We start from the raw sequence: 13,084 nt of genomic DNA on the forward strand, positions 1-13,084 counted from the left end.
TATAACCGCCATGAACTATCAGTTTAGCGACGTGTAGAGCGCTAGAAGGAGTATATGTGAGTACGACAGTGTATCTGGTCCGTCATGGCGAAGCGGCGGAATCCTGGGAAAATTCCCTTAATCCGGGATTGAGTGAGCGGGGTGGGGAGCAGGCGCGGACAATGGCGGAACGACTTCATGGGGAAATTGTTCCTGCCGATCTTTTCAGCAGCCCGCTCCAACGGACCCGTGAAACGGCGAAACCGCTTGCTGATCTGTGGCAGAAGGGGGCGATTATCGCGCCGGAACTCTCCGAGGTTCCCTCCGCCGGACTGGATTTGGGGAATCGGCGGGCCTGGCTGACCCGGGTTCTGGAGGGAAAATGGTCGGAACAGTCGGATCATCTGCGGCACTGGCGATCAACAATCCTGGATTTTACGGCGGGGCGGACGCGGGATGCGGTTTTCGTAACCCATTTTGTTGTAATCAATGCCATTGTCGGGGCAATCGGCGGGAGCGATGATGTCGTGGTTTTTCGTCCCGATTATTGCTCGGTCACCAAATTGCATATTTCCGGCGGTAGAATGAGCGTTGTTGAAATAGGACAGGAAGCTGTTACAGTCGTGAAATAGCGCCGCGCCGCATTTTCGCTGGCCCCTGATCGGCAAATTTTGAAAAGATACCCAGTATGACACATGTGAAACCGTTGAAAAAACAGGAAACGGATAGTTGTTCTATTGACGATTATCATGTCGAGTTGCAGATCGGACATCTGCTGCGGCGCGCGCATCAGCGGGCCAGCGCCATTTTCCAGTCTAATATGGGGTATCAACAGATTACGCCAACCCAGTTTGCGGCGCTCTGCAAGCTGCGGGACGAGGGGGAACTGTCGCAAAATCACCTAGGCCGTCTGACGGCGATGGATCCGGCGACCATTCAGGGCGTGACCCGGCGTTTGATGGATCGCGGGCTGATCGAGACACGGCCGGATCAATCCGACCGGCGGCGGATGCTGCTGCGTCTGACGGATGCGGGGCAGGTGATGATTGCGACGCTGATCCCGCATGGTTTCGATATAACAGATGAAACACTTGCGCCTCTCTCGCCCGAGGAGCAGGAGATGATCATCACCTTATTGCAAAAGATTAGCTGATATCCGACGATTGAGCGGTCGGAAGACTTGACTCTTGAAGTGGAAAAAAATAGAACAAAACAAGAACATTTGCGATAATGGAAAATGATCCGGATTGCCGGAGCCCCGCCAGATATGCCAAGCGATGGGATCGGAGATGACAAAGCATGTTCTTCAAAAGCTGCGGTCGGATATACGCCGGCTGGATCACACGGCTCTGTCCGGACGGGCGGAAGCGGATGTGATCCCCTTTGGGGCGCCAGCTGTAGATCGGTCTTTGCCCTGGGGCGGGCTGCCAAGAGGGGCGTTGCATGAAATTGGAACGCCACCGAAGGCGGCCCCCTCTTTTTTCGCGTCGGCGGCGGGTTTCGCCGCGGCCCTCCTGGCCCGGTCAGTCGCGCCTTCGGGAATGGCGATCTGGTGTCAGAACCGGCGGCGGGCGCGGCGATACGGTCAGATTTATGGCCCCGGCCTGGCGCCATACGGGCTTGATCCGAACCGCCTGCTGATGGTCAATGCAGAAAGCGATGCGGACGTTTTATGGGTAATGGAGGAAGGGCTGCGTTCCTCCGCCATCCAGGCAGTGCTGGGGGAGGTGGCCGGGCTGGACCTGACGGCCAGCCGACGGTTGCAGCTGGCTGCGGAAAAATCCGGATCTACGGCATTTTTGTTGCGTGGTCCGGAAGGCGCGGCCGGCAACAATGCGGCGCTGACCCGCTGGCACGTCCGTCCCTTCATCCTCCCGCAGGAGGTTGACAAGACAGGCGCGGAGCAAGTGACCGGGTGGCAGGTGGCCTTGTGGCGTTGCCGGGGCGGAGGTCCGGCCGAATGGAAGGTTATGTGGAAAGATGAAGCGTTTTATTGCCATATGGCTGGCGCGATGGCCGACCGACTGCCGGCGGCGGCCGTCTGCTGATACCCCCTTTGCGCTCACCTGTGAAGAGAGCGGCGGCATCCGCCTTTATTCGGTTGATGCGGCCGCAGCGATGCTTGGTCTGGAAGCGGGAATGACGCTCGCGAATGCCCGGGCGATGGTGCCAAACCTGGCGGTGGCCCCGGCAACACCGGAACGGGATGAGGACAGGCGGCGGATGCTCGCCGACTGGTGCGGCCGTTTCAGCCCCTGGTGTGCGCTGGATGACGGAGATGGCATCCGCCTTGAGATCACCGGCGTCGCCCATCTTTTCGGCGGGGAGGAGAAGATGCTGTCCCTGATGCTGGCGAAATTTCAAAAAATGCGGATCACGGCTCAGTTTGGCCTTACCGATACCCCCGCTGTTGCCTGGGCGGCGGCTCGTTTTGCCGGGCAGGAGATCATGATCGTTCCGCCGGGCGCCGGAACGGCCTTTATGGCAGACCTGCCCGTCAGAGCGTTGCGACTGGATGAAAAAACCGTCGCCGGGCTTGAGAAGGTCGGCCTTCGCAAAGTCTCCGACCTCTATGATCTACCGCGCGCGCCATTGGAACTTCGGTTCGGACGGCAGCTTCTTTCGCGTCTGGATCAGGTGAGCGGCCAGGAGGCGGAACCGATTTCCCCGCTGCGGCCCGCCGCCGCCTTTCGCACCCGGTTATCTTGGCCCGATCCTATCGGATTGCTTTCCGATATCGAGGCGGCCGCCGATGAGCTTGCCGTGGCATTGTGCCGCCAGCTGGAAAGGCACGGGAAGGGGGCGCGCAGGTTGGAACTGGCGCTCTATCGCGCTGACGGGGAGGTGATCCACATTACCTTCGGCACCAGCGCGCCGAGCCGTGATGCGCGGCATATGATTCGCCTGCTGGGGGAAAAACTGCCGGATATCGACATAGGATTCGGGGTGGATGCGATGATCTTCTCGGCCCTTGAGACAGCCCCTCAACAGATGCATCAGTCCGGTTTCGTATCGATGCAAAAAGCGGAAGCCTCCGGCAGTGCGGCGGACGGGCAGCAAGCGTTTTCGCAACTGGTGGACCGCCTGGCCAGCCGGATTGGAGCCGGGCATGTCTTTCGTCTTGTTCCTTTTGACAGCCATGACCCGGAGCGCGCCTTTGCCGTCGTGCCGGCCATGACGCCGCCGGTGAATGGCCGCTGGCCGGCCCGTCAGCCGCGCCCTGTCAGGCTGCTGCCGGTGCCGGAACGGATGAAAATGATGTTTGAGGGGCCGCGCCCGGCCAGATATGCCTGGCGGCAGGAGGAAGGGGGCGTTTCTGCGCTGGAGGGACCGGAGCGGATTTCGCCCGAATGGTGGCGTCTTGCCCTTGAGACCCGGGATTATTTCCGGCTTGAGGCCGCCAGCGGCCAGCGCTTCTGGATCTTTGCCGCCCCCTCGGTCCGGGGGGCGAAGCCGCTCAGGGATCAGCAATGGTATATGCATGGCTTCTTCGGTTGATAAGATGACGCCGCCCGCTTACGCGGAGCTGCAGGTCACCACCAATTTCACCTTTCTGGAAGGGGCGAGCCATCCGGATGAAATGGTGCTGGCCGCCGCGGCAAGGGGCCTCTCTGCGATTGCTATCACTGATCGCAACAGCTTTGCCGGAATTGTCCGGGCCCATAGCGCCGCCCGGGATGCCCGCATCCGCCTGATCATCGGCGTCCGGGTCGATTTCATGGACGGGCGCAGCCTGTTGGCCTATCCGGAGGACCGCGCCGCTTACGGTCGGCTTTGCCGGTTGCTGACACTGGGCCGGCGTCGGGCGCCGAAAGGGGAATGTCATCTGACGCTTGAAGATTTTCTGGTCTATGCCGAAGGGCAGGTGGTGGCATTGCTGCCGCCCGAGCGGATTGATTCCGGTTTTGAGCACTGGGTTGAGACGGTCAGGGCTGCCGTGGACGGGACCTGTTACCTGGTCGCGCATCATCTCTATCGCGGCGATGATGTGACGCGTATCGCGATCCTTGCCGCGTTGGCGGCGCGGAAAAACCTCACGCTTCTGGCCACCAATGATGTGCATGCCCATGTCGTGGCCCGCCGTCCCTTGCAGGACGTGCTGACCTGCATCCGTGAGGGATGCCGTATCGAGACGGCGGGCACGCGGCTTTTCATGAATGCGGAACGGCATATCAAGTCACCGGCGGAAATGGCGGCATTGTTCGTGGATTGGCCGGGGGCACTGGCGGCCGGTCTGGAAATTGCCGATCGATGCCGGTTCAGTCTCGATGAGCTCAAGTACGAATATCCGACCGGCGGTTATGGAGATCACGATCCGCAAGCCGAACTGGTCCGGCTGGTCTGGCTGGGGGCGGCGGACCGCTTTCCCGACGGCGTGCCGGAAGCGGTGGTGAAAACCCTGACCCACGAGATCAACCTGGTGGCGGAGCTGAAGTTCGCGCCTTATTTCCTCACTGTTAATGATATTGTTCGCTTCGCCCGCAGCCAGGGCATTCTCTGTCAGGGGCGCGGATCGGCGGCCAATTCGGCCATTTGCTTCTGCCTTGGGATCACTTCCATCGATCCGGTGAAGTCCGAGCTGTTGTTCGAGCGGTTCATCTCCGCCGAGCGCGGCGAGCCGCCGGATATCGATGTCGATTTCGAGCATGAACGGCGGGAAGAGGTGATCCAGTATATCTATGCCAAATATGGCCGGGATCGGGCGGGCCTTGCGGCGACGGTGATCAGCTTTCGCACCAAAATGGCGATCCGCGAGGTTGGCAAGGCGCTTGGCCTGTCGCTCGACACGATCACGCTGCTCGCCAAAAGCCTCTGGCGCAGCAAGGATGAGGAAATACAGGAGAAACAGATACGCGAGGCGGGCCTTGACCCGGAGGCGCCGAATATCCGTTTTGCACTTGAACTGACGCGTGAACTGGCCGGATTTCCCCGCCATCTGTCGCAGCATGTGGGGGGATTCGTGATCACTGAGGGGCCGCTGGAAGAACTGGTGCCGATCGAGAATGCAGCGATGGAGGAGCGGACAGTCGTCCAGTGGGACAAGGATGATCTCGATGCTCTTGGAATCCTGAAGATCGATGTGCTGGGGCTCGGGATGCTGAGTTGTATCCGCAAGGCCTTCGACCTGTTGAAAATCCACTATGGCCTGACCTATGACCTTGCGACCATGCCGCAGGAGGATCCGCGTGTTTACGACATGCTCTGCCGGGCCGACAGCATCGGCGTGTTCCAGGTGGAAAGCCGGGCCCAGATGTCCATGCTGCCGCGCCTGAAACCGCGTAACTTCTATGACCTGGTGATCGAGGTGGCAATCGTTCGCCCGGGGCCGATCCAGGGGGATATGGTGCATCCCTATCTGCGTCGCCGCGATGGCAAGGAGACGCCAAACTACCCCAGCAAGGAGCTCCAGCAGGTACTGCAAAAGACGCTCGGCGTACCGCTGTTCCAGGAGCAGGCGATGAAGATTGCCATCGTTGCGGCGGGATTCACCCCGTCCGAGGCGGACCAGCTTCGCCGCGCGATGGCGACCTTCCGAAAGATGGGCACGATCGGTAATTTTGAGGAAAAGATGGTGGAGGGGATGGTCGCCCGCGGCTACGAGCGGGAGTTTGCCGAACGCTGCTTCAAGCAGATCGAGGGGTTCGGCGATTACGGCTTCCCCGAAAGCCATGCGGCAAGTTTTGCGCTTCTCGTTTACGCCTCGGCCTGGCTGAAATATGCCTATCCCGCAGCTTTCGCCGCCGCCCTTCTCAACAGCCAGCCCATGGGCTTCTATGCGTCCGCGCAGATTATCCGCGATGCCCGCGACCACCATGTCCAGGTCTTCAATATCGATGTCAATTACAGCGTCTGGGACAATGTGCTGGAGGCGGCGCATGCGGTGGTCGGCACGCCGAAAAAAGCGCTGCGGCTCGGGTTCCGGCAGATCAAGGGATTTAAGGAAGTTGACGCTGAGGCCCTGGAGGCGGCGCGCGGGAAAGGCTATCTCAGCATCCGCGATCTCTGGCGGCGGAGCGGGCTCGATGCGGCGGCGCTGGAGCGGCTGGCGGAGGCGGATGCGTTTCACTCCCTCGGGCTCAGCCGTCGGGCGGCGCTCTGGGAGGCGCGGGCGCTTGGCGATTACGAGCTCCCGCTGTTCGCCCATGCCGAAAGCAAATTCCGCCCCGGGGTCAACCAGGTCGGCTTCACGCCGGTCAAGGAGCCGCAGGTTATCCTGCCCGCCCCGAAACTTGCCGAGGATGTGATGCTTGATTATGAGCGCCTGCGTCTTTCCTTAAAGGCGCATCCGATGGAGCTCTTCCGGAGCGATCTGGCAAAGGCGGGCATGATCACGGCGAAGCGCCTTGAGTATGTGGAAAATGGGAAGAAGGTGAGAGTCGCGGGACTGGTTCTCAACCGTCAGAGGCCGGGCACCGCCAAGGGCGTCATTTTCGCGACGCTTGAGGATGAGACAGGCTGGGTCAATCTTGTGATCTGGCAGAAAACCTTCGAAAAATACCGCCGTATCATTCTCGGCAGCCGTCTTCTCGCCGTCGAGGGAGAGGTGCAGAAAGAGGGTATCGTCATTCATGTGGTGGTGAAAAAGGCCTTCGATATGGGATCGAAACTGTCCGATCTTCTCGAAAATCCGGAGACCCCGCTTGCCCTGCCCGAGGGGCGGAATTTCCGCTGAACCGGCCGCACATATCCATCCGGCATGATCAGAATATGCCGTTCGCCTTTTGCAACTCGCGGATATAGGTAATCAGATTCGCGATGTCCGCATCGCTGACATCGGTCACCGGCGGCATATCGCCGAATGGCCAGTGATGGGCCTTGACCCCGTTTTTGACCGCCAGAGTGAAGCTCTCATCGCTGTGGTGGCCGGGTTCATAATAAATATGAACGAGGGGAGGGCCAATCCCGTCCCGTCCCGCCGCATTTATTCCATGGCAGGTCACACAGTACCTGTCGAAGACCTGTTGGCCCATCTCGCCGGGTTCCGTCAAGGTCGGCACCATTACTTCCGCGATCGGCGCGCCCTTCAGGCTGTCCTTCTCCTCGGATTCATGAATGATAAAATAGCTGCTGACAATCACCGCCAGTATCAGCGCGACAAAAGCAAGATTCTTGACAGCATTATTCATAGATTCACTCTTGGCGCCAAATCCAATGAAATATGGCCGGGGTAACTACACGCCAGCCTCGATTAGATAATAGGTCAGTCACAAAAGCCGTCAATAACAAGATGCAATTCACTATCGGGTTTCCTGTCAGGGCGTAAAAAAGGTATAAGCCGGGACAGGCGTGATAAGAAAGGGAACGTTATCTTATGCATTGGGCCGTTGAACGTTTGCTTGTCGGACGACCGGACCGGCAAACAATCGCGAAATACGCGCGCGGCGCGGATCGGTATCTCGGCGCGGCGCTCCTCCTCTCTGCGGCGCTGCTCGGTCTTGCGATCACGCAGCCGCTGATCACGACGGACGGCTTTCTCGACCTCAATGGCGGGTATTCTCTGCTAACGGTCATGGCGGAATTCTTCAAAGCAGGACGTGGCGGGCTCGCGGTTCTGATAGCGCTGATCACGATTTTTCTGCCCATTCTTCTCCTCTCGACCGCTTTTGAGATCTGGTACAAATACGAGCTCAAGGACGACAAGTTTCTGCGCAAGGCACGGCTGCTCCACCAACTCGGCCGCCTCTGGCTCTTTATCCTGGCGCTTGTCCTGATCGCGATTTTTATGGCTACACGGGCTGAGGTCGCCGTGACACTCCACGTCGGGGTCTATTATCTGGTGGTTTCGCTGGCGTTGCAAAAGCTCGTCGCGGCCCGGTTGCAGCCGATGATCAATGCGGTGCAGTTTGTCGAGAGCGAGAAATGACAAAGAAAAGTTAAGACTTTTCTTGGATAGTATTAGAATCTGGAGTATGACAAGTCAGTTCATATCGTAAAACGATTATCATTTTGTAGGATTTTCAGTTGTTACGTTTCGTTTTTACCAAGACCGCCCGATATCCCGGACATGAAGTCGAACATAACCAGTTCATGCGGAATCTCCGGACCCTCGCGGTCAATATCAAATACCGGGGCTTTCGGCGGACCATTTTGGGACTGCTTGCCAATATCTTCGCAAAGGCGAGACTTTCCCTCCTCGAGGAATACCGGTTCTTCAAGCAAAATATCCGCGAAAGCGGGCTCGATACGACCGGTATCGTGGAATGTGACAAGCTGGACATTCCCGATGAGCGCCGGGGATCCGCCAGACGCTATGAAGCATCCTCGGATTATGAATTCCGCTACGTGCTCGAAAAACTCCATATCGACTATTCAAACTATCATTTTGTTGATTACGGTTCCGGCAAGGGGGCGATCCTGGCGGCTGCCGCCCGCTATCCCTTCAGATCGGTGACCGGCGTCGAGCTAAGCCAAGCATTACACGAAACCGCGAGAGACAATATTGCCAAGCTGCAGGACCGCGGACGCGTTCGTTCCGGCGCATTGACTTCTGTCCACGGGGACGCGGCAAGCTACAGGCTGCCGGCGGCGGCGCATGTTATCTATGTCTTCAATGCCTTCGGCCCGGATGTCCTTGAGGATGTTCTGGCCCGGATTTCGGAAGATCTCGCCGATGTCCGCGAACCGGTCTATTTCTTGTATAACAATCCGATGCATCACAGCCTGCTGGACGAGAGCCCTGAGTATGACAGGCTGAGAAACGCATTTGGCGGAAAATGGAAGGTATACGTCCGTCGGGGCGGTCGCTGACGCGCAGGCGATCGAACCGGTTTACCGGCTCAATTCCTTCATTGCACTCTCAAGTCCGCCAATCGTGAGCGGATACATCCGGTCGGTCATCAATTGCTTGATCATCTGCACCGACGGCGTGTAATCCCAGTATTTCTCCGGTACCGGATTGAGCCAGACCGCCTTGTGATAGATATTCAGCATCCGCTCCATCCAGACCTGCCCGGCCTCCTCGTTCCAATGCTCGACGCTGCCGCCGGGATAGGCAATTTCGTAAGGGCTCATGGTGGCGTCGCCGACAAGGATCAGCTTGTAGTCGGCGGGGTAGGTATGCAGCACGTCCCATGTCGGCATGAAGGAGGTATGGCGGCGGCTGTTTTCCTTCCAGAGTTTTTCATAAACGCAGTTGTGGAAATAATAAAATTCGAGATGCTTGAATTCAGTGCGTGCCGCCGAGAACAGCTCCTCGCAGGCCTTGATATGATCATCCATCGATCCGCCGATATCGAACAGGATCAGGACCTTGACCGTGTTGTGCCGTTCGGGCCGCATCTTCAGATCAAGAAAGCCCGCATTGCGCGCGGTTGAGCGGATGGTGTCGTCGAGATCAAGCTCCTCCGCCGCGCCCTCGCGGGCGAACTGGCGCAGCCGTTTCATGGCGACCTTGATATTGCGGGTGCCAAGCTCGACGCTGTCGTCGAGGTTTTTGTATTCGCGCTTGTCCCAGACCTTGACGGCCTTGCGATGGCGGCTTTCCTTCTGGCCGATGCGCACCCCTTCGGGATTGTAGCCATAGGCGCCGAAGGGGGATTTTCCGGCGGTGCCGATCCATTTATTGCCGCCCTGATGGCGCTTTTCCTGTTCCTTCAGCCGTTCCTGCAAGGTTTCCATGAGCTTTTCCCAGCCGCCCATGGCCTCGACTTGCGCCTTTTCCTCGTCGGTGAGGGAAAGCTCCGCCAGCTTTTTCAGCCATTCTTCTGGAATCTCGACTTCCGCCGCGTCGGAAATAAACTCGATGCCATTGAAGCAATGGCCGAATACCTGATCGAACTTGTCCAGATTCTTCTCATCCTTCACCAGCGTTGCCCGGGCGAGATAATAAAAATCATTCACCGAATATTCGGCGCAGCCGGCCTTGAGCGCCTCGATCAAGGTCAGATATTCCCGCAACGTTACGGGGACCGAGGCGTCTTTCAGGGTGAAGAAGAATTTGGTGAACATCGCTGTTCCGCCCTAACGCTGTTCGCGGCGGGAGAGGAAAGCGAGGCGTTCGAACAGATGGACATCCTGCTCATTCTTGAGGAGCGCGCCATGGAGCGGCGGAATGAGCTTGCCCGGGTCTTTCGAGCGCAGAACGTCTTCGGGGAGATCCTCGCTCATCAGCAGTTTCAGCCAGTCGAGCAGCTCACTGGTGGAGGGCTTCTTCTTCAGGCCGGGCGTTTCGCGGACATCAAAGAAGACCTTCAGCGCATCGCGGACAAGTTCCCGCTTGGCATCGGGATGATGCACGTCGACGATTTTCTCCATCGTCTCGGTGTCGGGGAAGCTGATGTAATGGAAGAAGCAGCGGCGCAGGAAAGCGTCCGGCAGTTCCTTTTCGTTATTCGAGGTGATGATCACGAGCGGGCGGTGCTTGGCCTTGATCGTCTGTTGCGTTTCGTAGACGAAGAACTCCATCCGGTCGAGTTCCTGCAGCAGGTCATTGGGGAATTCGATGTCTGCCTTGTCGATCTCGTCGATGAGCAGGATAGGGCTCTCATCGGCCGTAAAGGCCTCCCACATCTTGCCGGGGCGGATATAGTTGGAGATATCATGCACCTTGTCATCGCCGAGCTGGGAATCGCGAAGGCGAGAAACCGCATCATACTCATACAGGCCCTGTTGCGCCTTGGTGGTGGATTTGATGTTCCACTCGATAAATTTCTTGCCGAGGGCCTTGGCAACTTCCTGTGCCAGCACCGTTTTGCCGGTACCGGGCTCGCCCTTGATCAGCAGGGGCCGCTCGAGCGTCATGGCGGCATTGACGGCAATCATCAGATCTTCCGTCGCAACATATGTGTCTGTACCTTTAAATTTCATGCCGAGTTCTCGTTTCTTTTTCTTTTTTCGAAGGGTTACATGGGCGCTGTTCATTGGAAAATAAGCTTCGCAGGCGTTTTGATCAAGCGATTTGACAAAAAGTCAATTTAGCGGGGATCAAATTGCCCGGTTATTTCAAAACGGCCGGGAAGTCATCGCCATGCGTAACCTTGTTGCCGGCCTCACAGTGGAGGAGGTCTTTAAGCAGGCCGTTCTTTACCGAATAAATGATGCCGTGGACGGCAAATTTCTGTCCTTTGTCCCAGGCGTCCTGCACGATCGTCGTGGCGCAGACATTCTGAACCTGCTCGATGACATTCAGTTCGCAAACAAGATCTGCCTTTTCCTGATGCGTCGCCGCCTTTTCGATCAGGTCGTGATAGATCCGGATCGTCGTGCGTATATGCCGGAGCCAGTTATCGATCATGCCGTTCTTGTGGTCAGACATCGCCGCCGCAATACCGCCACATCCATAATGACCGCAGACGATCACGTGGCGGACTTTGAGAACCTCGATTGCATATTGAAGCACCGACAGACAGTTGAGGTCTGAAGGGACAACGATGTTGGCGATGTTGCGGTGAACGAACACTTCGCCGGGCGGCAGATCCATGATCTGGTTGGCGGGAACCCGGCTGTCCGAGCAGCCGATCCAGAGATGTTCGGGGCTTTGTTGATGCGCGAGACGCGAGAAAAAGTCGGGATCCGCCGCAGTTGTGCTGGCCGCCCAGGCTTTATTCTTCGCAAACACTTTCTTGAATTCTTCCATCAACCAGATCCTCGTGACATCAAACGGGGAAACCGCTACCGGTCCGTCTCAGGGCGCCTATGTAGCATAATTTGGCATCAGAGAAACCCCTTATTGGCGCCATGGCAAAGATGGCATGACTGTTAAATAAATTGACAAACGGCCTCTTTAAGCGGAGCGTTACGGCAATAAGAATAAAAGTACGATGATTATATGCCCTCCGAATCCAGACCCTCCTTCGTAAGACGGCGCGCCCTATACATTTTCCTTATTTGTGCGGTGCTGTTCGGGCTTGGGCAATTTCACCGGATGTCCGGCGCTGTCCTCATGCTCCCGATCTCCGTGGATATCGGGGTTCCTGTCGCCAGCCTTGGTATCGCCGCCGCCGCCCTGTTTTTTGCCTCCGCCCTCGTGCAGGTGCCGATCGGCATGGCGCTCGACCGGTTCGGGCCGCGCAAGGTAATTTCAGCTGTCACTCTCCTTGCCGTCGTCGGCTCATATTTGTTGGCCGCCGCCGGAGACCTGCAGGAAGTGATCGGATCGCGTATCCTGATCGGTCTGGGATTTTCCGTAACGATGATGTCGTCCTATGTTTTGTTCGCGAAATGGTTTCCGCCCGCGAAATTCGCGACCATGGCTTCCTGGTTGATGGCGTTTTCCAGTTTCGGTGCAATGATGGCCTCGGCGCCGCTCGCCTACGCCATCGAACATTTCGGCTGGCGGTTGCCCTTCATTTTCGTGGCCGGAATCACGCTGGCCGCCGTGTTGGCCGGTATGCTCATCATTCGGGATACGCCGCCGGACTATACCGAGAGCGCCGACAAACCCGCGACGATCGGGCAGAGCATCCGGGGGTACTGGGCCGTATTGCGTTATCCGAGGTTTTTCAATCTCCTCGCCATGGGGTTTGTCGCCTATGGCCCGGCGGCGGCGTTGCTGGGAATGTGGGGCGGTCCTTATCTTGAGGATACCTATGGCCTGGACGGCGCCGAGCGCGGCCAGATTCTGTTGTTGATGGCGGCGGTTGTCCCCATCGGGGCCCTCTTCTTCGGGCCGCTCGACCGGATTTTCAAAAGCCGGAAGATGATCGTGATCGTCGCCGTGACCACGGAACTGTTCGTCTTCGTGATACTCGGCCTTGTTGATAACCTGCCGGTCTGGGCGGTGACGGCGCTGTTCGTCTATATCAATTTCGTTCAGCAATATTATGTCGTTCTCGCCGCCCATTGCCGGAATTCCTTTCCCGATCATCTGGTTGGCCGGGCCAATTCGACGTTGAACCTGATCAGTATTCTAGGCGTTGGTTTTATGCAGTCACTGTATGGCTGGGTGCTGTCCGCCAATCCCGAAAACGGCTATGCGCAGTCTTTCCTGTTTGTGGCCGGAATTCTTGTCGTTGCGCTTCTCGTCTACGCCGGTTCCGTTGAACGACCGCCAGCCGGAGCAAGGAATGCCTGACCGGCCGGACTAAGCTAAAATATAGTGCTGTCCGTCATTTTTCCGACACGGTTGTCGCGTATAAGACGTCTTCGCACGGGCATACATCACTGA

At 57.8% G+C, this 13,084-nt stretch carries 12 protein-coding genes; 8 read left to right on the forward strand and 4 right to left on the reverse strand.

Annotated features, from left to right (window positions below; genetic code table 11):
• Positions 1-56 precede the first annotated feature (56 nt).
• The 5 genes from GQF03_RS06790 (at position 57) to GQF03_RS06810 (ending at position 6,652) form a co-directional block, all read left to right on the forward strand.
• A complete protein-coding gene (locus GQF03_RS06790; RefSeq protein ID WP_161338453.1) occupies positions 57-611 on the forward strand; it encodes a histidine phosphatase family protein in 555 nt (184 codons plus the stop codon).
• Between the two features lie 56 nt (positions 612-667).
• A complete protein-coding gene (locus GQF03_RS06795) occupies positions 668-1,132 on the forward strand; it encodes a MarR family winged helix-turn-helix transcriptional regulator (RefSeq protein WP_161338454.1) in 465 nt (154 codons plus the stop codon).
• 136 nt (positions 1,133-1,268) lie between these two features.
• The gene (locus GQF03_RS06800) at positions 1,269-2,027 is read left to right on the forward strand and encodes an ImuA family protein (protein ID WP_161338455.1); all 759 of its coding nucleotides are present in this window, start codon (positions 1,269-1,271) and stop codon (positions 2,025-2,027) included.
• Complete coding sequence (locus GQF03_RS06805; protein WP_161338456.1) at positions 1,960-3,477, forward strand: Y-family DNA polymerase; 1,518 nt, start codon at positions 1,960-1,962, stop codon at positions 3,475-3,477. Before GQF03_RS06800 ends, GQF03_RS06805 begins: the two co-directional genes overlap by 68 nt.
• Entirely contained in the window at positions 3,461-6,652 is a 3,192-nt protein-coding gene (locus GQF03_RS06810) for an error-prone DNA polymerase (RefSeq protein WP_206673081.1), read from the forward strand. The genes GQF03_RS06805 and GQF03_RS06810 overlap by 17 nt, the downstream gene beginning before the upstream one ends.
• Before the next feature lie 28 nt (positions 6,653-6,680).
• Here the strand turns inward: GQF03_RS06810 and GQF03_RS06815 are convergent, their stop codons facing one another.
• Complete coding sequence (locus tag GQF03_RS06815) at positions 6,681-7,106, reverse strand: c-type cytochrome (RefSeq protein ID WP_161338457.1); 426 nt, start codon at positions 7,104-7,106, stop codon at positions 6,681-6,683.
• A 185-nt stretch (positions 7,107-7,291) separates the two neighbouring features.
• Between GQF03_RS06815 and GQF03_RS06820 the strand changes: the two genes are divergently transcribed.
• Positions 7,292-7,843, forward strand: coding sequence for a paraquat-inducible protein A (locus GQF03_RS06820; RefSeq protein ID WP_161338458.1), 552 nt, complete (start codon positions 7,292-7,294; stop codon positions 7,841-7,843).
• Between the two features lie 98 nt (positions 7,844-7,941).
• Entirely contained in the window at positions 7,942-8,727 is a 786-nt protein-coding gene (locus GQF03_RS06825) for a class I SAM-dependent methyltransferase (protein ID WP_161338459.1), read from the forward strand.
• Positions 8,728-8,748: 21 nt separating this feature from the next.
• Here the strand turns inward: GQF03_RS06825 and GQF03_RS06830 are convergent, their stop codons facing one another.
• The 3 genes from GQF03_RS06830 to GQF03_RS06840 form a co-directional block, all read right to left on the reverse strand.
• Positions 8,749-9,927, reverse strand: coding sequence for a vWA domain-containing protein (locus tag GQF03_RS06830; RefSeq protein WP_161338460.1), 1,179 nt, complete (start codon positions 9,925-9,927; stop codon positions 8,749-8,751).
• 12 nt (positions 9,928-9,939) lie between these two features.
• Positions 9,940-10,785, reverse strand: coding sequence for an AAA family ATPase (locus GQF03_RS06835; protein ID WP_161338461.1), 846 nt, complete (start codon positions 10,783-10,785; stop codon positions 9,940-9,942).
• A gap of 130 nt (positions 10,786-10,915) precedes the next feature.
• The gene (locus GQF03_RS06840) at positions 10,916-11,554 is read right to left on the reverse strand and encodes a carbonic anhydrase (protein WP_161338462.1); all 639 of its coding nucleotides are present in this window, start codon (positions 11,552-11,554) and stop codon (positions 10,916-10,918) included.
• Between the two features lie 192 nt (positions 11,555-11,746).
• Between GQF03_RS06840 and GQF03_RS06845 the strand changes: the two genes are divergently transcribed.
• Complete coding sequence (locus tag GQF03_RS06845) at positions 11,747-12,991, forward strand: MFS transporter (protein WP_338401308.1); 1,245 nt, start codon at positions 11,747-11,749, stop codon at positions 12,989-12,991.
• Positions 12,992-13,084: the final 93 nt, after the last annotated feature.

The organism is Sneathiella chungangensis, assembly GCF_009882935.1.
GTDB classification, from domain to species: domain Bacteria; phylum Pseudomonadota; class Alphaproteobacteria; order Sneathiellales; family Sneathiellaceae; genus Sneathiella; species Sneathiella chungangensis.